The sequence below is a fragment of the Epibacterium sp. ABV4_022 genome, from assembly GCF_056159345.1.
This window is the reverse complement of record NZ_JBSWVA010000001.1, coordinates 1,277,745-1,300,435: the sequence shown is the minus strand read 5'-3', so window position 1 is coordinate 1,300,435 and position 22,691 is coordinate 1,277,745. Positions and strand designations below refer to the sequence as shown.

20 protein-coding genes are annotated in these 22,691 nt (G+C 64.4%); 4 read left to right on the top strand and 16 right to left on the bottom strand.

Annotated elements, in window-relative coordinates; all coding sequences use genetic code 11:
- Positions 1 to 276: 276 nt before the first annotated feature.
- Together ACXAF5_RS06220 and ACXAF5_RS06215 are read right to left on the bottom strand one after the other, a co-directional pair.
- Positions 277 to 924, bottom strand: a complete 648-nt coding sequence (locus ACXAF5_RS06220) for a hypothetical protein (RefSeq protein ID WP_474945941.1) — start codon at positions 922 to 924, stop codon at positions 277 to 279.
- Positions 924 to 1,529: a riboflavin synthase gene (locus tag ACXAF5_RS06215; RefSeq protein WP_239323042.1), complete on the bottom strand. Its 606-nt coding sequence runs from the start codon at positions 1,527 to 1,529 to the stop codon at positions 924 to 926. Before ACXAF5_RS06215 ends, ACXAF5_RS06220 begins: the two co-directional genes overlap by 1 nt.
- A 207-nt stretch (positions 1,530 to 1,736) precedes the next feature.
- Here ACXAF5_RS06215 and ACXAF5_RS06210 point away from each other — a divergent pair, with 207 nt between their 5' ends.
- The 3 genes from ACXAF5_RS06210 (at position 1,737) to ACXAF5_RS06200 (ending at position 6,308) form a co-directional block, all read left to right on the top strand.
- On the top strand, positions 1,737 to 3,029 hold the full coding sequence (locus ACXAF5_RS06210) for a capsule biosynthesis protein (RefSeq protein ID WP_474945940.1): 1,293 nt from the start codon (positions 1,737 to 1,739) through the stop codon (positions 3,027 to 3,029).
- 105 nt (positions 3,030 to 3,134) lie between these two features.
- Positions 3,135 to 4,262 (top strand): polysaccharide biosynthesis/export family protein, encoded by a 1,128-nt coding sequence (locus ACXAF5_RS06205; RefSeq protein WP_239323040.1) that lies wholly within the window; start codon positions 3,135 to 3,137, stop codon positions 4,260 to 4,262.
- 6 nt (positions 4,263 to 4,268) lie between these two features.
- The gene (locus ACXAF5_RS06200; protein WP_474945939.1) at positions 4,269 to 6,308 is read left to right on the top strand and encodes a capsular polysaccharide biosynthesis protein; all 2,040 of its coding nucleotides are present in this window, start codon (positions 4,269 to 4,271) and stop codon (positions 6,306 to 6,308) included.
- A 65-nt stretch (positions 6,309 to 6,373) separates the two neighbouring features.
- On the opposite strand, the gene ribD is transcribed toward ACXAF5_RS06200, so the two are convergent.
- From ribD to ACXAF5_RS06135, 13 genes are all read right to left on the bottom strand, one after another.
- Positions 6,374 to 7,474, bottom strand: coding sequence for a bifunctional diaminohydroxyphosphoribosylaminopyrimidine deaminase/5-amino-6-(5-phosphoribosylamino)uracil reductase RibD (ribD, locus tag ACXAF5_RS06195; protein ID WP_474945938.1), 1,101 nt, complete (start codon positions 7,472 to 7,474; stop codon positions 6,374 to 6,376).
- 47 nt (positions 7,475 to 7,521) lie between these two features.
- Positions 7,522 to 7,989: a transcriptional regulator NrdR gene (nrdR, locus tag ACXAF5_RS06190; protein ID WP_239323038.1), complete on the bottom strand. Its 468-nt coding sequence runs from the start codon at positions 7,987 to 7,989 to the stop codon at positions 7,522 to 7,524.
- Between the two features lie 155 nt (positions 7,990 to 8,144).
- Positions 8,145 to 8,564, bottom strand: a complete 420-nt coding sequence (locus ACXAF5_RS06185) for a secondary thiamine-phosphate synthase enzyme YjbQ (RefSeq protein WP_474945937.1) — start codon at positions 8,562 to 8,564, stop codon at positions 8,145 to 8,147.
- 6 nt (positions 8,565 to 8,570) lie between these two features.
- The gene (locus tag ACXAF5_RS06180) at positions 8,571 to 9,029 is read right to left on the bottom strand and encodes a hypothetical protein (RefSeq protein WP_474945936.1); all 459 of its coding nucleotides are present in this window, start codon (positions 9,027 to 9,029) and stop codon (positions 8,571 to 8,573) included.
- Between the two features lie 127 nt (positions 9,030 to 9,156).
- A complete protein-coding gene (locus tag ACXAF5_RS06175) occupies positions 9,157 to 9,450 on the bottom strand; it encodes a hypothetical protein (RefSeq protein WP_474945935.1) in 294 nt (97 codons plus the stop codon).
- Positions 9,451 to 9,751: 301 nt separating this feature from the next.
- Complete coding sequence (gene rpoD / locus ACXAF5_RS06170; RefSeq protein WP_239362855.1) at positions 9,752 to 11,752, bottom strand: RNA polymerase sigma factor RpoD; 2,001 nt, start codon at positions 11,750 to 11,752, stop codon at positions 9,752 to 9,754.
- Positions 11,753 to 11,917: 165 nt separating this feature from the next.
- Entirely contained in the window at positions 11,918 to 13,927 is a 2,010-nt protein-coding gene (dnaG, locus tag ACXAF5_RS06165; RefSeq protein WP_474945934.1) for a DNA primase, read from the bottom strand.
- Between the two features lie 67 nt (positions 13,928 to 13,994).
- Positions 13,995 to 14,354 carry a hypothetical protein gene (locus ACXAF5_RS06160; protein ID WP_474945933.1) on the bottom strand — a complete coding sequence of 120 codons (360 nt, stop codon included), beginning with the start codon at positions 14,352 to 14,354 and terminating at the stop codon, positions 13,995 to 13,997.
- A 38-nt stretch (positions 14,355 to 14,392) separates the two neighbouring features.
- Entirely contained in the window at positions 14,393 to 14,935 is a 543-nt protein-coding gene (locus ACXAF5_RS06155) for a sarcosine oxidase subunit gamma (RefSeq protein ID WP_474947807.1), read from the bottom strand.
- Between the two features lie 7 nt (positions 14,936 to 14,942).
- Positions 14,943 to 17,888 carry a sarcosine oxidase subunit alpha family protein gene (locus ACXAF5_RS06150; protein WP_474945932.1) on the bottom strand — a complete coding sequence of 982 codons (2,946 nt, stop codon included), beginning with the start codon at positions 17,886 to 17,888 and terminating at the stop codon, positions 14,943 to 14,945.
- Positions 17,885 to 18,163 (bottom strand): sarcosine oxidase subunit delta, encoded by a 279-nt coding sequence (locus ACXAF5_RS06145; protein ID WP_474945931.1) that lies wholly within the window; start codon positions 18,161 to 18,163, stop codon positions 17,885 to 17,887. The genes ACXAF5_RS06150 and ACXAF5_RS06145 overlap by 4 nt, the downstream gene beginning before the upstream one ends.
- 66 nt (positions 18,164 to 18,229) lie before the next feature.
- Positions 18,230 to 19,495 carry a sarcosine oxidase subunit beta family protein gene (locus ACXAF5_RS06140; RefSeq protein ID WP_239323030.1) on the bottom strand — a complete coding sequence of 422 codons (1,266 nt, stop codon included), beginning with the start codon at positions 19,493 to 19,495 and terminating at the stop codon, positions 18,230 to 18,232.
- Between the two features lie 337 nt (positions 19,496 to 19,832).
- Positions 19,833 to 20,213, bottom strand: coding sequence for a VOC family protein (locus tag ACXAF5_RS06135; protein ID WP_474945930.1), 381 nt, complete (start codon positions 20,211 to 20,213; stop codon positions 19,833 to 19,835).
- 39 nt (positions 20,214 to 20,252) lie between these two features.
- Here ACXAF5_RS06135 and ACXAF5_RS06130 point away from each other — a divergent pair, with 39 nt between their 5' ends.
- Entirely contained in the window at positions 20,253 to 20,795 is a 543-nt protein-coding gene (locus ACXAF5_RS06130) for a winged helix-turn-helix transcriptional regulator (RefSeq protein WP_474945929.1), read from the top strand.
- Between the two features lie 122 nt (positions 20,796 to 20,917).
- Here the strand turns inward: ACXAF5_RS06130 and ACXAF5_RS06125 are convergent, their stop codons facing one another.
- Positions 20,918 to 22,348 carry a Glu/Leu/Phe/Val family dehydrogenase gene (locus ACXAF5_RS06125; RefSeq protein WP_239323027.1) on the bottom strand — a complete coding sequence of 477 codons (1,431 nt, stop codon included), beginning with the start codon at positions 22,346 to 22,348 and terminating at the stop codon, positions 20,918 to 20,920.
- Positions 22,349 to 22,691: the final 343 nt, after the last annotated feature.

The window sequence follows — 22,691 nt, the reverse complement described above, 5'->3', positions numbered from 1 at the left end:
CCCCCGGCCAAACACCAGGAAACGGCTTCCCCACGTGGGGAGCAGTGCAGAGATAACGTTGAGCACGCGGGGGGATACCCCCGGCCACCTCCGCCTCTGTGGCGGCGCCGCCCTCCTTATCTGACTGACCGGACTATCTAACTGACCTGACGTCATCTGATCTGACACCGATCACAGGATCTGATCTCGCATCGCCGCAGCGCACAGATCACCGCCCGACATAACGGGCCAGCGGCGGGGCGCGACACAGCGCGCCCCGGGGTTTCGACGCGCGGGTTACGCCCGCGTCGCGTTGCCGCCGAAATATTCCGCCGCGCTCAGATAGGCCGCGGCCCGGCCTGCGGTGGTCCATTCGCGCTCCAGCGGCGCATCCCCGATCACCACCACCGAGGCACCGGTCAGGCCACGTTCGCGCATCACGCCCTGCACCTTGTCGCGCATTGCGCCCCAGCCCTCGGTAAAGACCGGCGCCGGCCCCACCGCATCCAGCGTGGCCGGGTTTGCCGCCTGAACCTGCGCGGGCCGCAGCGGGCGATAGACCAGGGCCAGACGCCCGGCCCCGTCCAGCTGCCCCAGCACCGCCGCCTCTGTCGCCGGGATCGCAGGACCCCCAAACAGCCGCAGCGCATTGGCCGAGAACAACAGCCCCAGCACGTCCTGACCGGAGGTCTGGCGCACCTTGGCATAGGTCTTGTAGTCCATGCCCAGCTCGGCGGCGCGTTTCAGGCGCATGTGCAGCACCAGCTTGGGAATGGTGTTGGGCATCAGCTTCTTCTGCGCCGAGCGCCAGGCATGCGTCCGCCACAGCCGCCCCGGCTCCATGCTGGGGCCGCCATTGTGCCCCAGTCCGGGCGCCTGTCCCGGCACCGACCCTGCGCGCGGGCCTGTGTCCCGTTCTGTGCCCGACCCTTTGCCCGCTGCCATCACAGGCTCTCCTGCAGGCGCGCCACATAGCGGGCCAGCGTGTCGATCTCGAGGTTGATCAGATCGCCGACGCTGACATCGCCCCAGGTGGTGACCTCCTTGGTGTGCGGGATGAAGTTGATGCCGAAATCGCAGCCCTCCACCTCATTCACCGTCAGCGAGGTGCCGTTGAGCGCAACCGAGCCCTTGGGCGCGATGAACCGCGCCAGATCCTTGGGCGCGCGCAGCGTGACGCGGGTGCTGTCGCCCTCGTCGCGCATCTCCACCACTTCGGCGACGCCATCCACATGGCCCGACACGATATGGCCACCCAGCTCGTCGCCGACCTTCAGCGCCCGTTCCAGATTGACCCGCTTGCCGACAAACCAGCCCTTGTGGTTGCCGCGCGCATCGATGTTGGTCTTGGAGGTGGTCTCGGCCGAGATCTGCACGTCATACCAGTCCGGCCCCAGCGCCACCACCGTCAGGCAGACCCCGTCCGAGGCGATCGAGGCCCCCATGTCGATGCTGCCGGTGTCATAGGCCGTCTGGATGCGGGCGCGCAGGTCGCCTTCCTGCTCCAGCTCGGTGATGGTTCCCACATCGGTGATGATCCCGGTGAACATGGGCGAACTCCTTGATAGTGCCGCGCCCCTGTCGTGCGGGCGCCTCCCGACCAGAGCTAGCCCCTGCCCGCCCCCGGCTCAAGAGCCAGCTTGCCCCCGGCAAGCAAATGGTCATACTTTCCCCATAGATTGCGGTTAAAGCCAGCGTAACCATGTTGCAGGTGGCCGCCGCCATCCTCGCCCGCCAAGAGGCCAGATCGAGCATAAATGTCGCAGAATTCGCACGACACACGCAGTTTCCTGTTCCTGCAAGGGCCGCATGGACCCTTCTTTGGCGCATTGGGACGCATGCTGAAGGCCGCGGGATGCGCGGTTCGCCGGGTTGGTTTCAACGCCGGGGATCGCATGTTCTGGCCCGACCGACACAGCTATATCGCCTATCGCGACACGCCGGAGGCCTGGCCCGACCGCTTCGCAGCCCTGCTGGAGGACCACGCGGTCACCGACATCGTGCTCTATGGCGACACCCGCCCGGTCCACGCCCATGCGATCGAGATCGCACGGCGCCGGAGCGTCACCGTGCACACCTTCGAAGAGGGCTACCTGCGCCCCTATTGGGTCACCTACGAACGCGACGGCACCAATGGCAATTCGCGGCTGATGCAGATGCCGGTGGCGGAGATGACACAGGCGCTGGCCCATAGCGAGCTGGAACTGCCGATGCCCCCGGCGCATTGGGGCGACACCCGCCAGCATGTGATTTACGGCGCGCTCTATCACTGGTTTGTCATGTTCTGGAACCAGGGCTATCGCAACTTCCGCCCCCACCGCGCGCTGCCGGTGACCAAGGAGTTCCAGCTCTATCTCAACCGCCTGCTGATGATGCCGCTGCATGCGCTGCACCGCCGCCTTGCCACCGCCGGCATCCAGCGCGGCGGCTTTCCCTATCACCTGGCGCTGTTGCAGCTGGAGCATGACAGCGCCTTTCAGGCCCACTCGCCCTTTTCCACCATCACCGAATTCCTCGAGGTGGTCGTGGCCGGCTTTGCCGAGGGCGCACCGCGCCACCATCATCTGGTGTTCAAGGCGCATCCGCTCGAGGATGGCCGCGCCCCGATCCGGCGCGCGCTCAAACGGCTTGCGGCCGAACATGGCGTCGAGGGACGGGTCCACTACGTGCGCGGAGGCAAGCTCGCGGGCCTTCTGAACGAGGCCCGCACCGCCGTCACCGTGAACTCCACCGCCGGTCAACAGGTGCTGTGGCGCGGCTTGCCGCTCAAGGTGTTTGGCCGCGCGGTCTACGACAAACCTGAGTTTTCCTCGACCCAGAGCCTGGCGGAGTTCTTTGCCACCCCTGCCCGCCCCGATGGCCGCGCCTACAAGCAATATCGCCGCTACCTGCTGGAAACCTCGCAGTTTCCCGGCGGGTTCTATTCCCGCTCCGGGCGGCGGCAATTGCTGCGGCAGGTGGTGGATATGATGCTCGCTGCCGATGATCCTTATGATGCGCTCCTGCGCGGGACAGCAGCACCACGGCAACACTTGCGCGTTGTGAGCTGATCCCGAATACAGGCGCGACTGGATTTTTGCGTGACAGTCCGCTAATTTGGGCGCAAAACTTGAGGCAAAATAAACATAGGTCGAGGAGACCGAGCAGTGAAACCCATGACTTTACGATGGGCGCGCCCCGTGGCCTTGCTGGCTGCGGTCGCCCTCGCAGCATCATGCGGGCTGCCCAAGGTGGGCCCGAACAAACGTCAGATCTTTGCAGGGTCCGTGCAGAAACAGGGCGACGCCTTTGTGGTGGCGGTCAATGACCGCGTTGCCCGTGCCACCGCCGTGGTGCCCGCGCTTGGTTTTTCCGACCAGTTCGCCAATGCATCCGTTCTGACCTCCGACATCATCCGCCCCGGCGACATCCTTGGTCTGACGATCTGGGAAAACGTCGACGACGGCCTTCTGGCCAGCGCCGGGGCCAATGCCACCCTGCTGGAAGAAGTGCAGGTCGACGGTGCGGGCTATATCTTTGTGCCCTATGCGGGCCGCGTGCGCGCCTCCGGCAATACGCCCGACCAGCTGCGCGAGGCGATCACCAAGAAGCTCGAAGATCAGACCCCCGATCCGCAGGTACAGGTGCGCCGGCTTGCGGGCGATGGCGCCACCGTCAGCCTGACCGGCGCCGTCGGCGCGCAAGGTGTCTATCCGATCGAACGCCCCACCCGCACGCTGGCCACCATGCTGGCGCAGGCCGGTGGCGTGGCGATCGAACCCGAGATCGCGCAGGTCTCCGTCATTCGCGGCGGCCACACCGGCAAGATCTGGTTCGAAGACCTCTATGACCACCCCGAGCTCGACATCGCGCTGCGCAACGGCGACAAGATCCTGGTGGAGGGCGACACCCGTGCCTTTACCGCGCTGGGGGCCACCGCCGCACAGGCCCGCGTGCCCTTCGAGAGCCAGAACCTCTCCGCGCTGGAGGCCATCGCGCAGGTCGGTGGCCTGATTGCCACAGCCTCCGACCCCACCGGTGTCTTTGTGTTCCGCAACGAGGCCGAGGCGATCTCCAATCAGGTGCTGGGCCGGGACGATCTGATCGGCGCACAGCGGATGATCTACGTGCTGAACCTCACCCAGCCCAACGGTCTGTTCATCGCCCGGGACTTCGTGATCCGCGACGGCGACACCATCTATGTGACCGAAGCACCCTATGCCCAGTGGACCAAGACGCTGTCGCTTCTGACCAGCCCGCTGTCCACGGCCGCAAGTGTCGAGACCCTGTTCGGCGGCAGCTAAGCGCAGATGATGCAAGGGCCTTTGCCGCATCCGGACGAGACACAAACCGGGAGCCAGCGCTCCCGGTTGTTTGTGTATAACGGCGGCTTTCTGACCCAGTCCCGCGTGCGTCGTATCCTTGATCTGGCCGGGTATGACATTCGTCTTGGCCTGCCCAAGGAGGGCGACCTGGTCGGCATCTGGGGCGACAGCCCCACCGCCCATCGCGGCAAGAAAATCGCCGAGGAGCATGGCGCGCCCCTGGTGCGGATCGAGGATGCGTTCTTGCGCTCGGTGCATCCGGGCCGCAGCGGAGAGCCGCCGCTGGGCCTGCTGATCGACCGCACCGGCGTGCATTTTGACCCCTCCCTGTCGAGCGATCTGGTCACGCTGCTGAAAGACCACCCGCTTGATGACAGCGCCCTGATGAAACGGGCGCGCGATGCGATGGCGCGTTTGCAGGACGCCCATCTGAGCAAATACAACGCCTTCCACCCCGATGTGCCACCGCCAGAGCCCGGCTATGTGCTGGTTGTGGATCAGTTGCGCGAGGATGCCTCCGTCAAGGCATCCATCCCCTTTCCCGGTGCCGATCAGGGGCGGTTTCAGGAAATGCTCGCCTTTGCGCAGGAGGAAAACCCCGGCGCGCGCGTGCTGATCAAGACCCACCCCGAAACCAGCAAGGGCCACCGCCCGGGCTATTTCGACGCGCGCGATACCAATGACCGGGTGGAGCTGTTTGACGCGCCGGTCTCGCCGCATCTGCTGCTGGAGGGCGCGGTCGGCGTCTATACGGTGTCGTCACAACTGGGGTTCGAGGCCATTCTGGCCGGTCACAACCCGCGCATCTTTGGCCAGCCGTTTTATGCGGGCTGGGGGCTGACTCAGGACGAGTTTCCCCCACCCGGCCGCAACCGTCGCCTGACCCGCGCGCAGCTGTTTGCGGCGGCGATGATCCTCTATCCCACATGGTATGATCCCCATCACGACCGGCTGTGCCAGCTCGAACAGGTGATCGACTCGCTGGAGGCTCAGGTGCGGGCGTGGCGCGAGGACCGCGCGGGCTGGGCTGCATCGGAAATCCGCCTGTGGAAACGCGCGCCCTTGCAGCGGTTCTTTGGTCAGCACAAGCGCATGACCTTTACGGAAAAGACCAAGACCGCCAGGAAGAGCGGCAAGAACTGGATGGTCTGGGCCAGCAAGGCCACCAAGGACCACGCCGGGGCGCATCATCTTGAGGATGGCTTTTTGCGCTCGCGCGGGCTGGGGGCGGAATTGGTGCCGCCGCTGTCGCTGGTGCTGGACCGTCAGGGCATCTACTACGACCCCACCCGCCACAGCGATCTGGACGATCTGATCCGCGAGCGGGTGACGCTGACGCCGCAGCAGGAACGCCGGGTGGAAACACTGGTGATGCGGCTGATCAAGCATGAGGTCACGAAATATAACCTCGACGGCACGCTGCCGGATCTGCCCAAAGGCCACCGGGTGCTGGTGCCCGGTCAGGTCGAGGATGACGCTTCGATCCTACTCGGCGCGGGCAAGATCAACAGCAATATGAAGCTGTTGCAGGCGGTGCGCGCTGCACGCCCCAATGCGGTGGTGATCTATAAACCGCATCCCGATGTGGAGGCCGGCCTGCGCAAGGGGCGCATCAAGCATGCCGAGACCTGGGCCGATGTGGTGGCCGAACACGCCAATCCGGCGGCGCTGATTGACAGCGTCGATGAGGTCTGGACCATGACATCGCTTCTGGGGTTTGAAGCATTGCTGCGCCGGGTACCGGTGACCTGCGTGGGGCTGCCGTTTTATGCAGGCTGGGGGCTGACGCGGGATCGGCTGGAAGCGCCCCATTGGCGCGATGCACGCCCCGGCATTCTCGGTCTGGCCCATGCGGCATTGATTGATTATCCGCGCTATTTCGACCCGGTTTCCAACCTGCCCTGTTCGCCGGAAGTGGCGGTGGATCGGCTGATCAAGGGCGACCTGCCCGCGCCCGGTCCGATGAACCGCAACCTGTCGAAACTGCAGGGTTTGTTTGCCTCATTCGCACCGCTCTGGCGCTGAGCCAGGATGCGAGGCGCTGCCTCGCGCTCCGGGATATTTTTAAGAAGATGAAGAGGGGTGCGGTCTCAACTTTGGGGGCGGCGCCAGCGGTGCAGGATGTCGGCGCCGATGGGACGGGTCTCGATCAGGTCGAACCGCGGCGCCTCGGTCAGCTGGCCAATGCCAAGCGCGCCGATGGACGGCAGGCCTTCGGCCCCAATGGCCAGTCCAGCGCTAAAGCCGATCAACTCATCCACCAGATCATGCGCGAGAAGGGTGGCGGCAAGTGCACCACCGCCCTCGCAGAACACCCGTGTCAGCCCGGCGCTGCCCAACTGGTGCAGCACGTCATGCGGGTCAAGCTGAGTGCCGAGGGTGGTGCAGGATAGAAGCTGCGCCCCCAGCCCCTCCCATGCGCGCAGGCGTTCTGTGTCGGCACCGGTTCCGTGACACAGATAGAGCGGGATGTCCTTGGCGCTGCGGGCCAGTTTGCTCATCAAGGGCAGGTCAAGATGGCGGGAGACCACCACGCGGGCGGGCTGATGGTCGATGCCAAGATCGCGCACGGTGAGCGAGGGGTCATCGGCGCGCGCGGTGCCTGCGCCGACCATGACCGCGTCTTGACGCGCACGCATCGCATGCACCATGCGGCGGGCCTCGGGGCCGGTGATCCACTGGCTCTGACCGGAGCCCGTGGCGATGCGCCCGTCAAAGCTGGAGGCGAGTTTCAGCGTCACAAAGGGGCGGCCCTGTTCGGTTCTGAGAAAGAACCCCTCGTGGTCAAAGCCTGCTTCCTCGGTGCGGATCCCGGTGGTGACTTCGATGCCTGCGGCGCGCAGCATGTCAAAGCCTTGACCACTGACGCGGGGATCGCTGTCCTCGATCGCGGCGACCACCCGGGCAATGCCCGCATCAATCAGCGCCTGCGCGCAGGGGGGGGTCTTGCCGTGGTGCGAACAGGGTTCCAGGCTCACATAAGCGGTGGCCCCGCGGGCGGCTGCACCAGCCTGCGCCAGTGCAATCGGTTCGGCATGCGGGCGGCCACCGGGCTGGGTCCAGCCCCGGCCCACCACGCGGCCCTGATTTACGATGACACAACCCACCGCCGGGTTTGGCCATGTGCGCCCCTGCCCCCGCCGCCCGAGCGACAGGGCAAGCCCCATGAACCGATGGTCGCTTTTGCTCACTGGATCAGACCTTTCCCCGGGCTGTGTTCAGGCAGCCGGGCCGGGACTTAGGCCTCGGGCGGCACCGGGGGGCGCAGCTCGTGCACGAAGTCCTCGAAATCATCGGCCGCCTGGAAGTTCTTGTAGACGCTTGCAAAGCGAACATAGGCCACCGTGTCGATGCGGGCCAGAGCCTCCATCACGATTTCGCCGATCTTCTTGGAGGCGATATCGGTCTCGCCCATGCTCTCCAGACGGCGCACAATGCCGGAGATCATCTGGTCGATCCGCTCCGGCTCCACCGGGCGTTTCTGCATCGAGATGCGGATCGAGCGTTCCAGCTTGTCGCGGTCGAAATCCTCGCGCTTGCCGTTGGTCTTGACCACCACGAGGTCGCGCAGCTGGACCCGCTCGTAGGTGGTGAAACGGCCGCCGCAGGCCGGGCAGAACCGGCGCCGTCGGATCGAGACATGATCCTCCGCCGGGCGCGAATCCTTCACTTGCGTATCGACATTTCCGCAAAACGGGCAGCGCATGCTCGGGCCCCTCCCCTCGAGACAGATCGTTCTTGTGCGCAGGTTTGCGCATTTATCCACAACTATAGGGGAGCAGCTAGGGTTTGGGTAGAGGGGAAATGCAACCGCTAGACCTTGGACAATCCGCGTGCCTGTTGCGCCGGAGCCGGCGCCGCTCAGGCGAGATGCGCAAAGATGCGGCGCTGATGCGGCGCGTCGCGATGTTCGAACAGATAGATCCCCTGCCAGGTGCCCAGCACCATCTGCCCCTCCGACACCGGGATCGACAGGCTCACCGGCATCATCGCCGCCTTGATATGGGCGGGCATGTCATCGGGGCCTTCGTAAGTGTGGCGCAGGTAGGACATGTCGGGGTGGGTCGAGGGCGGCACCAGACGCGCAAAATAGGCCCTGAGATCGCCCTGCACCTCCGGGTCGGCGTTCTCCTGGATCAGCAGCGAGCAGGAGGTGTGGCGCACGAACAGGGTCAGCAGCCCCTGCGTCCGCCCCCAATCTGCCACCAGGGCGCGGATTTCGCGGGTGACCTCATAGAGCCCCTGTCCCCGGGTCGAAACGCAGACCTCCCGTTGCAGCATCACCGCTCAGAACAGAAGATAGGGCTGGAGATCCCGGCAGAAGCTCTCGGCGGCGGAGACGCTGAAGCTGTCGCCCGGTTTGAAGCTGTAGGAGCGGCGGATGAAGGGGGGCTCTTCGGCGCGCGGCACCCCGTTGAGGGAAAAGGTGATGGTGTCGATCCGTCCCGTCACCGTGCTGGGAGAGCGCCCCTTCACCACGTAGAGATCCTGCCCGTAATCCGCCTGCAACCGCAGCCGGGCATAGTCGGAGGCAGCGCACCAATAGGCGGCCCCTTCGGCACCGATCGGCGGCACCACCTCGAAATCGCCGTTGTCCAGCACGTAGATGCGGGCCTGGGTGCGGGTCGAATAATAGTCCGCCTGCGGACCGAGGTCCGGCATCTCGGTGCAGCCCGCCACCATCAGCGCGGCGGCTCCGGCGGCAAGGGCGCGGGTCTGGACGGTGGCGAAGAAACGTGCGGGCATGCGGGACATCCTTTTGACCGGGTGTCCCTGATGTAATCCGCGTGCTGGCTGACGACAACCCGTCGCGCATCAGATCGCCCCCGCACCACCCCCGGTGCGGCGGGTCAGCCCCCTGGCTCGCCCCGGATCAGCGGCGCGTCGGAAACGGGATGATGTCCGCGCTCTGACCCTGCCCCAGCGTTTCTTCCAGCAGTTCCAGCGCCTTTGCGTTGGGTTTTGTGCCGCCATCCGGGCGATAGACCGCGCGCGCCTTTTGCCGCAGCAATTCGCGGGTTTCCTGCGGGCTCATGCGGATCAGGTCCTGCTCATGCTCGCGCAGCACCGACACCAGAAAGGAGTTCACCTCCGTCATCGTGTCCAGCGCATCCAGCTTGCGGTCGAGCGCCCCCAGTGCGCCCGCCATGTCGTTTTGTCCACTCATCTTCACCCCCCGGTGTCTGTGCGCAGGCTAGCACAGCCCCGCAGGAGGAAAATAATTGATCGAAAATTCTAATCAATAATCCGGGTTTCCGAATGGTTAACGCACGCCCCCGACCTATGGCGCTCAGGGCGCGGTGCAGGGCCGTTCCGCCAGCGGTCAAAGGGCCCGCCGAGGGCAACCGATTGTCGCAAAAAACAGGGCGCCCCGCGAGGGACGCCCGTTTTGATGTGCCAGTCCTGTCGCGCCGGACGGCTCGCGCCGACCTGATCGCGCCAGTCTGGTCGCGCCAGTCTGGTCGCGCTTACTGGTCGAGGAAGCTGCGCAGCTTGCGGCTCCGGCTCGGATGCTTGAGCTTCCGGAGCGCCTTGGCCTCGATCTGACGGATCCGTTCGCGGGTCACCGAGAACTGCTGGCCGACCTCTTCGAGCGTGTGGTCGGTGTTCATGCCGATGCCAAACCGCATCCGCAGAACCCGTTCCTCGCGCGGGGTGAGCGAGGCCAGGACCCGTGTGGTGGTTTCCTTGAGGTTTTCCTGAATGGCGCTGTCCAAGGGCAGCACGGCATTCTTGTCCTCAATGAAATCGCCCAGCTGGCTGTCTTCCTCGTCCCCGATCGGGGTCTCGAGAGAGATCGGCTCCTTGGCGATCTTCATCACCTTGCGGACCTTCTCCAGCGGCATCTGCAGCTTTTCGGCCAGTTCTTCCGGCGTCGGCTCGCGGCCGATCTCGTGCAGCATCTGACGGCCGGTGCGGACCAGCTTGTTGATGGTCTCGATCATATGCACCGGGATACGGATGGTGCGCGCCTGATCGGCGATCGAGCGGGTGATCGCCTGACGAATCCACCACGTCGCATAGGTCGAGAATTTATAGCCGCGGCGGTATTCGAACTTGTCCACGGCCTTCATCAGGCCGATGTTGCCTTCCTGAATGAGATCAAGGAACTGCAAGCCACGGTTGGTGTATTTCTTGGCGATGGAGATCACGAGGCGCAGGTTGGCCTCGACCATTTCCTTCTTGGCCTGACGGGCCTCTTTTTCGCCCTTCTGCACCTGCTGCACGATGCGGCGGAATTCCGAGATGTCGAGACCGACGTACTGGCCCACCTGCGCCATGTCGGCGCGCAGCTCTTCAACCTTGTCGGTGGAGCGTTCGATGAACATCTGCCAGCCGCGACCGGGCTTTTCGCCCATTTCCGCCAGCCAGTTCGGGTCCAGCTCGCGGCCCCGATAGGCGTCGACGAATTCCTTGCGGTTGATGCGGGCCTGGTCGGCCAGCTTCACCATGGCACTGTCGATCTGCATCACGCGGCGGTTGATGCCATAAAGCTGGTCGATCAGTGCCTCGATGCGGTTGTTGTGCAGATGCAGCCCGTTCACCAGTTCAACGATCTCGGAGCGCAGCTGCTGATACTTGGCCTCGTCCTCGGCCGAGAAAGACCCGTCTTCGTTCAGCGTCGCCGAGATCCGCAGGTCCTGCATTTCCGACAGCATGGCAAAGTCGCTGGAGATCCGTTCCAGCGTTTCCAGCACCCGATCCTTCAGCGCCGCTTCCATGGCCGCGAGGGACATGTTGGCCTGATCGTCATCATCGTCGTCATCGTCGTCGTTGTTGAGGATCGGGTTGCCGTCGGCGTCCAGCTCCGGGCTGGCGTCCTTGTCCTTTTCCGGCTTGGCGGCACCGGCAACGGCGCTGGTGTCGACGACCGGCTCGGCCACGTCGCCCTCTTCATCCATCTGGTTGCCAAAGGTGGCCTCCAGATCGATGACGTCGCGCAGCAGAATGTCCTCGGACAGCAGTTCGTCGTGCCAGATGGTGATCGCCTGGAAGGTCAGCGGGCTTTCGCAGAGCCCGAGGATCATGGTGTTGCGACCGGCCTCGATGCGCTTGGCGATGGCGATCTCGCCCTCGCGCGACAACAGCTCGACCGAGCCCATCTCGCGCAGGTACATGCGCACGGGGTCGTCGGTGCGGTCCAGCTTCTCCGCCTGGGCCCCGGCCACCGCCACTTCGCGGTTGGATTCGGTGGAGACCAGCTCGGTGGATCCCTTGTTCTCCTCCTCCTCGGCCTCTTCATCCTCGATGATGTTGATGCCCATTTCCGACAGCATGGACATCACGTCCTCGATCTGTTCGGAGGAGACCTGATCCGGCGGCAAGACCTGGTTGAGCTGATCGTAGGTGATGTAGCCCTTTTCACGGGCTTCGGCGATCATCTTCTTGACCTGGGCCTGGCTCATGTCGAGCGAGATTTCAGGCTCCTGGTCGTCAGGCTTGCGGTCGTCAGTATCTTTGGCGGCCATTCATTGCTCCTCTAAGGGGCTGCGGGCGATTCGGGTGGAGCGAATCTTTAGAGCGGTCATCTGATTCGTCACCCCGTTTACCCAATTTTTCTTCAGGCTTCCTTAGCAAAACGACTCATCGCGGCGTCGGGGTCACAGTTGACCGCCACAAACATCGCTGATTCGTCATTCGCCAGTGAAACCGATTCGCTTGAGCAGGTCGCCGAAGGCATCGCGCTCATCCCGATTGAGTCGCGCCCCGTTTTCACCCACATCATATGTTGCCTTGTCCTCATTCTCGCTGCGTACAGCCCGGTTGCGGGCCTCTGCCGCCTGACGCAAACGCCAGGTCAGGGCCTCGTCCGCCAGACCGTCCAGATCCTCCTCGGCTTCCGCCAGCTCGGCATGAAGCCCCGCCATGCTTTCGAGTTTTGCGAATTCCTCCGCCAGGGTCAGGCTGGCCATATCCAGATCGCCGGGTTTTCGCACGCAGGGGCTAATAGCCACATGGCGCAGCGACAGCAGGTTTTCAAGGGCATCCGGCCCCAGAGCATAGGCAATTTCATCGCGCAGCCGCTCCGGCGCGTCGATTCCATAGCGCAGGATCAGGTCGCGCAGATGCGCATGCTCCATGTCCTGGCATTGCAGCCGTTCCAGGTTGACCTCGAATTCTGGGATCACCGTCGGGGTGGTGATCGCGGTGGCCAGGATCACCGCCTCGCGCACCCGGGCGAACTCCTGCTCCTCGGCCGCGGCCACGATCGAGGCCCGGGTGGTGCTGCGCGGCGGCGGCGGCGCGCCCCAGGGCACCCGCTGGCCGTCGCGAAACCCGCCCTGGGCACGGGAGCGCGGCTGGTAGCCACCGGGACGCTGGCCATAGCCGGTGCCCCCCTGCCCGCCGCCACCGCGGTTGCCGCGAAAGAGCTGAAAGCGCAGCTCCTTGATGTCCTCGGCATAGTGCAGGCGGATCGAAGGATCGCGGATCAGCTTGATCTTTTCGCGCAGGGATTTGTCCAGCGCCGCCTTGCGTTCAGGGCTGTCAAAGACGCGGCCCTCGGTCTCGCGACGCCACAGCAGTTGCACCATCGGGATCGCCTGATCCAGCACCGCCTGCACCGCCTCCGGCCCCTCGGCGCGGAGCAGATCGTCCGGATCCTTGCCCTCGGGCATGATGGCAAAGCGCAGGCTCTTGCCCGCCTCCAGCAAGGGCAGCGCCATGTCGATCAGCCGCATCGCCGCGCGCAGACCGGCGGTATCCCCATCGAGCGCAATCACCGGCTCGTCCGACATCCGCCACAGCAAATGCAGCTGATTATCCGTCACCGCCGTGCCCAGGGGCGCCACGGCAGAGGCGAACCCCGCCTCGGACAGCGCGATCACATCCATGTAGCCCTCGGCCACGATCAGCGTGCTGCCCCGCCCCGAGGCCGCCCGTGCGGGGCCGTGGTTGTAGAGGTTGCGCCCCTTGTCAAACAGCTCGGTTTCCGGCGAGTTCAGGTATTTGGCGTTGTCATTGGGGTCCATGGCGCGGCCCCCGAATGCAATGGCCCGGCCCCGCGCATCACGGATCGGGAACATGATCCGGTTGCGAAACACGTCATAGGGCTTCTTGCCCTTGTTGGAGGGTTTGGCCAGCCCCGCGCCAAGAATCAGATCGTCGGCAACATCCTTACCCTTGAGCGCATCCCAGAGGTTCTGCCAGCCATCGGGGGCAAAACCGATCTCCCAGCGGTCCAGCGCCGCCTGGTCCAGCCCACGGCGGGCCAGATAAGCGCGCGCCTCGCTCGCCCCTTGGGTTTTGAGTTGCAGGCGGAAGTAGTGCACCGCCTGTTCCATCACCTCGGCCAATTGCGTGCGGCGGTCCTGTTTCTCGGCCGCCTTTGGGTCGCGCTTGGGCATCTCAAGGCCCGCTTCCCCCGCGAGGATTTCCACCGCCTCCATGAAGGAGACATTCTCCGTCTCCTGCACGAATTTCAGCGCATCGCCCTTGGCGTGACAGCCAAAGCAGTAATAGAACCCCTTGCGGTCATCCACATGAAAAGATGCGGTTTTTTCATGGTGAAAGGGGCACGGAGACCACATGTCGCCCTTGCCCGGCTGGCTTTTGCGCTGATCCCACATGACCTTGCGCCCGACGACGTCGGTCAGGCTGACACGGGTGCGCAATTCATCAAGGAATCCGGGCGGCAGCGACATTCACACAAAATCCAGTTGTGTGCGGGATGAGCGGCCCGGTGCGGGGCCGCCCAAACGCAGGTTCAGATCAGTTTCCAGAGAGGTTCTTCTTCATTTCCTGAATCTGGTCCCAGTTGTCGACGCATTGGGTTTCGAAAATCTCGCCCAGGTCGATGTTCTTCAGATCGCGGCGCTTCATCTGATAGACGTGCTGGGTCAGCTGCGGGATCGCATTGGAGAAATTCTCCGGCCATTCGGGATCGCTGGCGCGGATGGTCTCTTCGACCTTGTCCTCGGCCACCCGGTCAAGCCGCGCCTGTTGCACGGCGGCCATCACCTGCCCCTGGTATTTGCAGCTTTCCTCCTTGCCCAGTTCGGCAGCGGAGAACCCGGGGGTGGCGAGAAGGGGCGCCGCGAGGGTCGCGGCGACGAGGATCTTGCGGATCATGGATCAGCTCCGGAATCAGTTTCGTGATCCCGGTTAATCTAGCCCCGTGCCGCCACGGCTTCCATGGCTCTTTTCAGATCGTGAACAAGCGTCGCCGCAAAAGAGCGGAACACCATGATTTGCAAGGTGTTTGGCCCCACCCGCGTGATCGACGCCATCATGTGTTTCAGCTCGGTGCGGGCGGTGTGGCCGCGTTTGAACACCTGTGGCCGCAGATCAATGGGCACCAGACGGGCCATCACCTCCTCGGCGTGCGCGCCCTCCAGCCGCACCACCGCCCAGCCATCGCTGAGGTCGGTGAGCGCGGCATGTGCCGCCAGTTTGGGATCGGCCATGGGACCGACCAACAGCGCCTGCGCCCGACCAAACCAGATCGCGCGGGCCTCTGCCTTACCCGTGGCGCGATTGGGCGCGGGAAACCCCATGCCGTGCGCGGCGTTCAACGCATCGCTCAGCGGTTTTTCCTGCCCCTTGTAGGGCGCGATCAGGGTCATGGCGGCAGGTGTGTCCTCTGTGAGAGTCACATCACCAATGGTCAGCGGCAACAGCCCCGCGCAGGGGGATTTTGCGGCAAGTTGCATCTCAGTCTCAGCCACGAACGCGCCCTCCCTCAGGGTCAAAGAACACAGGGTTCACCACTTCGCACAGGGTGTCGATGCCCCGCGTGTGATCCACCAGCCGGATGGTATCGCCCATCCGGTCCGGTCCGCCCGACAGCATCGCCAACCCGATCATATGCCCCAGCGTCGGCGAGAACCCCACCGAGGTCACATAGCCAAGGTCATTGACCCGCTCCACCGTGGCGTCCGGGTCAAACAGATGCGCCCCGGCGCTGAGCGCCTGCATCGCGCCCACGGGTTTGAGGCCCACAAGCCGCATCCGGTCGTCATCCATCAACCCGTCCCGTTCCGACAGAGCCTTGCCCCAGCAGGATTTCTTTTTCGAGACCAGCCCCTGCATGCCGAGGTCAAAGGCGGTGACGGTGCCGTTGATCTCCGCATGGGTGATAAAGCCCTTCTCGATCCGGAGCACGTTCAGCGCCTCCATCCCGTAAGGGCCGCCACCGAGGGGGTCAGCCCGCTCCAGCAGCAGGCGATAGAGCGCCTCGCCATAGCGCGCGGGCACCGCGATCTCATAGGCGTGCTCGCCGGAAAACGAGATCCGGAACAGCCGCCCGGCCACGCCCGACACGGTGATCGCCCCGCAGGCCATGAAGGGGAAGGTCTCACCGTTGACGTCCTCATCCACCAGCCCGTCGATCAGATCGCGCGCCTTGGGACCGGCCACCGAGAACTGCGCCCATTGATCGGTGACAGACGTGAAGCGCACATCAAGATCCGGGCGCACCACCTGCGTGAGGTATTCCAGATGCGCCATCACCTGCCCGGCGGCGGCGGTGGTGGTGGTCATCACATAGTGGTTTTCCCCCAGCCGCGCGGTGGTGCCATCATCCATGACAAAACCGTCCTCGCGCAGCATAAGACCATAGCGCACGCGCCCTACCTTCAAGGTCGAGAAGAGGTTGGTATAGACCAGATCCAGCAGCTCTGCCGCATCCGGTCCCTGAATGTCGATCTTGCCCAGCGTCGAGACATCGCAGACGCCCACGGCATTGCGCACCATGGTGACCTCGCGGTCGCAGGATTGCCGCCAGGTGCTCTCGCCGTCCTTGGCGAAATAGCTGGCGCGATACCATAGGCCGACCTCGATATTGGCGGCACCGCGCGCCAGCGATGCCTTGTGCGAGGTCAGATAGCGCTGCGGCTTGAAGCCCTGATCCTCGGCCCCTGCCCCCATCGCGGCAATGGACGTGGGCACAAAGGGCGGGCGGAAGGTGGTGACACCGGTTTCCGCAATGCTGCGCCCGGTGGCATCGGCCAGCACCGCCAAGGCGGCCACGTTGGAGTTCTTGCCCTGATCGGTGGCCATGCCCTGGGTGGTGTAGCGTTTCATATGCTCGACCGAGCGGAAGTTCTCCCGCGCCGCCTGCGCCACATCCTTGACGGTGACGTCGTTCTGGAAATCCAGCCACGCCCGCCCCTTGCCCGGCACCGCCCACAAGGGGCTGATCCGGTAGGGCGCATCACTGGCCTCTGGCAAAGGAACAGCGTCAACCGATGTGCCAATTCTGGCCAGTGCGGTGACGGCGGCCTGCGCGCCATCCTGCAAGGCGCCATGGGTGGAAAACACCCCATTGGCGGCCCCTGCGACCACCATGCCCGGCACGGCATCCGGTTTTGGCAGGAACGCCGCCAGCTCCCGGTTCCACTCCGGGCGCGCGCCCATGTGGCAGGTCAGATGCACCGAAGGGTTCCAGCCGCCGGATACGGCCAGACAATCGGTTTGCAGCTTTTCCTCGCCATTGACGCTGCGGATGGTGACGCTCTCCAGCCGGTGCCGCCCGGCGCTGTCGCAAATCATCGCGCCCTTGATGACGGGAAATTCGCCGCTGTCGGGCGCGTCATGGCGGCTGTCGACCACGGCGGTGACATGCACGCCCTCCGCCACCAGATCCCGCGCGGTGCGGTGGGCGTCATCGTTGTTGGCAAAGACCGTAACCCGCGCGCCCGGGGCCACCCCCCAGCGATTAAGGTAGGCTCGCACCGCCCCAGCCATCATGATGCCGGGGCGGTCGTTGTTGCGAAAGGCGATGGGGCGCTCAATGGCCCCCGCCGCCAGCACCGAGGCTTTCGCGGCGATGCGCCAGAAACACTCGCGCGGGCGATGCGCGGTCTTCAAGGACTGACTCGGCGGCAGGTGGTGCGAGACCCGCTCCAGCGCCGAATAGGTGCCGTGATCATAGACGCCGGTGACCGCGGTGCGCGGCATCAGGCGCACGTTGTCCATAGCCTCCAACTCGGCCAGAGCCTCTGCCACCCAGACATGCGCAGGCTTGCCGTCGATCTCCTCAACCTCGGCCAGAAGACGCCCGCCCATGCGGCTGTCGTCTTCGGCGAGGATCACATCTGCCCCCGCTCGCCCCGCCGTCAATGCCGCCATCAGCCCGGCCGGGCCAGACCCGATCACCAGCAGATCGCAAAAGGCAAAGGCCTTCTCGTAAGGGTCCTTGTTGGCCGCCCCGGACAAGGCCCCAAGCCCCGCCGCGCGCCGAATGATCGGCTCGTAGACCTTCTCCCACAGGGGCGCGGGCCACATGAAGGTCTTGTAATAAAACCCCGCCCCTAGAAAGGGCGCGGCCAGATCGTTCACCGCCATGACATCGCGCTCAACCGAGGGCCAGCAGTTCTGGCTCTGCGCCGCCAACCCCTCAAACAGCTCCTGCTGGGTGGCGCGAATATTGGGATCGCGCGCCGCACCCTTGCCGGTGCTGACCAGCGCGTTGGGCTCCTCAGACCCTGCGGTCAGGATGCCACGCGGACGGTGATATTTGAACGACCGCCCCACCAGATGCACATCATTGGCCAACAGGGCCGAGGCCAGCGTGTCGCCTTCCAGCCCCATATAATCCTTGCCATTAAACGAAAAATTGACGGTCCGATTGCCCGAGACCAGCCCCTTGCCCGCGATCCTCATGACTGGCCCTCCTTGGTGGCAAGCCCCGCGTCCTGCGCCAGCGCCACGCCCAGCATCTCATGGGTGGCGGTGTTGCGCGTGACCTTCAGCCAGGCGCCGCAGCCCATCTCGTGCTGCCACAGCTCCTCCAGGGGCCCGGCGGGGTTGTCGCGCAGATGCACATGCGCGTCCCATTCCGCCACCCCATCCTCCAGCGCCGGCACCGGCAGGGCCGCGCCCTTGTAGGTGAATTCGCGCCGATCCCGCGCGCCGCACAGCGGACAGGTGATCCTCATGACAACCGCCCCTTCATCTTCTTAAAAATATCCCCGCCGGAGGCTCCCCAGCTGCGCCACAGGCGCTTAGTGCAGATTATGTTGCGCACCGGTGCCCTCCTCATCCATCAGACCATAGCCGCTGCGGAAGCGGTCCAGCTTGAACCCCGTGGCCGCCGCATGCGGGCGGTCGGTGGCGATCAGATGGGCAAAGCAATGCCCCGAGGCCGGCGTCGCCTTGAAGCCGCCATAACACCAGCCCGCATTGAGATAGAGCCCCTCGATCGGCGTGTGATCGATAATGGGCGATCCATCCGGCGTCATGTCCATGATGCCGCCCCAGCTGCGCAGCAGCCGCGCCTTGGTGACGGCGGGCACCATGGCGGCGATCGCCTCCATCGTGTGTTCCTGCATCGGCAGGTTCCCCCGCGCCGCGTAAGAACTGTAGAAATCCAGATAGCTGCCAAAGACCAGCCCGCCCTTGTCGGACTGGCTGATGTAGAGATGCCCCTCGGCAAAGGTGATCACATGGTCGATCACCGGCTTCAGCCCTTCGGAGACAAAGGCCTGCAACACGTGGCTCTCGATCGGCAGGGTCAGCCCCGCCATCGCCGCCACCTGGCTCGACCGGCCCGCTGCCGCCAAAGCGACCTTCTTGGCCCGGATCGGGCCGCGCGCGGTCTGCACGCCCACCACCTTGCCGCCCTCGACATCGATGCCGGTGACCTCGCAGTTCTGGATCAGGTCGACACCAAACTGATCCGCCCCGCGGGCATAGCCCCAGGCCACCGCATCATGGCGCGCGGTGCCCGCCCGGCGCTGCAACAGCGCGCCCATGATTGGAAAGCGGTTGTTGTCGTAGTTCAGGAAGGGCACCAGCTTTTTCAGCTCGTCACGATAGAGGATCTCCGCATCGTCCCCCTGGTTGATGATCGAATTGGCCCGCCGGATGGTGGCATCGCGCTGCCCGTCGTTGTGGAACAGGTTGAGAATGCCGCGCTGGGACATCATGGCGTTGTAATTGAGGTCCTGCTCCATCCCCTCCCAGAGCTTCAGCGAGTGGGAATAGAATTCGGAATTGCCCGGCAGGTAGTAATTGGCCCGCACAATGGTGGTGTTGCGCCCGACATTGCCGCCGCCGAGATAGCCCTTTTCCAGCACCGCGATATTGCGCAGGCCGTGTTCCTTGGCGAGGTAATAGGCGGTCGCCAGCCCGTGACCGCCACCGCCGACGATGACCACGTCATAGTCGCGTTTCGGTTCCGGGTCGCGCCAATGGGCGGTCCAGCCCTTGTTGCCGGTCAGCCCTTCCTTCAGCACCCGCCAGCCCGAAAATCGATCTGAAATCCCCATGGCCCACTCCCCAAAACGGTGTCTTGCTGCCGCGCCATGCCGGATGGCCCGCCCTGTCGCCCTAGTGCTAGCGGGTTTGCGCGCCCGCTCCTAGCCCCACCAGCGACATCGCGGCAGTCTCTTGCGCAGATGGCCACGAACTGGGCACTTATGTCCAGTGCAATTTTAGAGCAAAATCACCGCGCCGGGGGCAAGCCCGACCACGCGCCCGGCCAAGCGCCCGGACACAACGCAAACGGGCGCGACACTGAAATGTGCCGCGCCCGCCCATCGGATGCAAAGAACGCCTCGCCTGCAAGACACAAGCGCGGCGCGGAGGCCTGGCGGAAGCGGCGGGTTACGCGTTTGCGCCGGTCAGGTCCTGCGCCAGCATCAGCGCATTGCCGTCGGGGTCGTAAAAGGTCGCGGTCTTGACCATGCCCTCGACGACATCCGTCTCGCCATCGAATTTCACCGCGGCCTGCTCCAGCTGTTGCCGCGCCGCGTCCAGATCCGCGATCCCGAAGACCGGCACGCAGTTGCCGGGCGCGGGCCGGGTGTGCTCGCCCAGGCCAATGACAACACCGGGCGTGTTGGTGCGAATCTCGGACCAGCCCGCGTCATCGGCATGATAGAGCAGCTCGAACCCCAGCATGTTTTGATACCAGTCGGCGCTGGCATGGCGGTCGGTGACGGACAGGGCAAGGGTGATGGTCTGATCGACTGAAATAAGAGACATGGGCTTTCCTTATGATTCAAAATATACTAACTATACTTTATGGACATTAGGCTGTTTGTCAACATCACCTCGCGAGCCTGGGCACTGCCGATCTTGTCGAGCCTGCATTCGGGTGTCGCCGGGCGACAGGCGCCGCTGCTGGCGGCGACGGGGGCCGGCAGGACCGCCTTTGCACAGAGCATGGATCACCTGATCGACCTGGGCCTGCTGGAGCGCAACCCGGGCTACGGCCACCCGCTGCGGCCGGAATTCCGGCTGACACCTCTGGGCAAGACGGTGGCGGCGCTGGCCGACAAGATCCACGATGTTGCAACAGAGGAAGACTGGCCCCTGCTGCGCCGGTCATGGACGTTGCCGGTTCTGACATCGCTGCACCGGCCCAGCCATTTCACCGAGATCAAGCGGCAGCTGCCGACGATCACGGATCGGGCGTTGTCGCAGTCGTTGAAATCCATGGAGGCCCGGGACTGGGTCTGCCGCAGCGTCGATAGCGCCGCCCGCCCGCCAAGATCGATCTACAGCGCGGTGAACACCGGGGGCCGGATCAGTCAGGTCATCGCACCCGACGTGGGTTTTGGCTAGCCACGCGGGCCCGGATTGCGGAGACATCGCCGCTCCGCGACAACGGCACATATTCCACGGGAGCTGAAACAAAAAACGGCGGGTGGAGACCCGCCGTTGTTGTTGATTGCCCTGCGCGCGCCTCAGAGGCCCTTGGCGCGGTAGCTGGAGGCCACCTTGTCGATGGAGACCAGATAGGCGGCGGTGCGCAGGTCGGTGACGTCGTCACGCTCGTGCCAGACCTGACGCATGGACTGGTAGGCAATGCGCATGGTGTCATCGAGCCCCGAGCGCACCAGTTCCAGCTCGCCCGCGCCGCGGAGGTATTTCTCCTTGAACTTGGGATCGAGCGACCAGGCCTTGCCCATGCTTTCCGACAGCATTTCCAGCTGATCGACCACCAGCTGGTGGCGCGCCTCTTCCTGGCGGCGCTGCATGCGGCCAAAGCGGATGTGCGACAGGTTCTTCACCCACTCGAAGTAGGAGACCGTCACACCGCCGGCGTTGGCATACATGTCGGGAATGATCACGACGCCCTTCTTGCGCAGGATCTCGTCGGCGCCGGCGGTCACCGGGCCGTTTGCGGCCTCGATGATCAGCTTGGCCTGGATGTTCTCGGCGTTGGAGAGGTTGATGACCCCTTCCAGAGCCGCCGGGATCAGGATGTCGCAGTCGGCCTCGAGATATTTGGCGCCGTCCTTGATGTAGCGCCCCGAGGGGTAACCATCGACGCCGCCGTGCTTGGCGATCCAGGCGCGCAGATCCTCGATGTCGAGACCGTTTTCATCAAACAGCCCGCCGTCCCGCTCGATCACGCCGACGATCTTGCAGCCGTCCTCCTCCGAGAGGAACTTGGCCGCGTGATAGCCCACGTTGCCGAGACCCTGCACGATGACGCGCTTGCCATCCAGCGTGCCGGAGAGACCGGCCTTGGCCTTGTCTTCCTCGTAGCGGAAGAATTCCTGCAGCGCATATTGCACGCCGCGACCGGTGGCCTCGACCCGGCCAGCGATGCCGCCCGCGTTGAGCGGTTTGCCGGTGACACAGGCGCGGGCGTTGATGTCGGTGGTGTTCATGCGGGCGTATTGGTCTGCCATCCACGCCATCTCGCGCTCGCCGGTGCCCATGTCGGGCGCGGGCACGTTCTGCGAGGGGTTGATCAGGTCGCGCTTGGCCAGCTCATAGGCAAAGCGACGGGTGATCAATTCCAGTTCGTGTTCTTCGTATTGGCGCGGGTCGATGCGCAGACCGCCCTTGGAGCCACCGAAGGGGGCCTCGACCAGGGCGCATTTGTAGGTCATCAGCGCCGCCAGCGCCTCCACCTCGTCCTGGTTCACGCCCATGGCATAGCGGATGCCGCCCTTCACCGGTTCCATATGTTCGGAATGGACCGAGCGATAGCCGGTGAACGTATGGATCTGACCGCGCAGGCGCACGCCGAAACGCACCGTGTAGGTGGCGTTACAGACGCGGATCTTCTCCTCAAGTCCAGGCGGCAGGTCCATCAGCGCCACCGCGCGGTTGAACATGAGATCCACACTTTCGCGGAAGCTGGGTTCTTTGAGATTGCTCATGGGATGATCCCGTCCTTCTGAAACGACTCAAGGAGTTATGGTGCCCCCCATCTATGCAGAGAACGTTACGGACTGCGACCATTTATCCCGGGCTTTTGCACAAATTTTCGGCAGTTTGAAAACGTTAGCGGAAACGAATCGGAAATGAACACCGTTTCCCGGCGGTCCGGCGGATTGTTTCCGGACTGAAAACAACCGCGCGGCGCTTGTTGGGATTAGCTTCAAACTCTTCTGAAAAGTGCCATTTGCGGCGCGGAGCTGCCCCAGTTCAGCCATCTTTGTCAATCAATCCTAAAGAGCGGCACCACGTCCGCGCGACACCAGCTGTGCAGCCCTGCCTGCT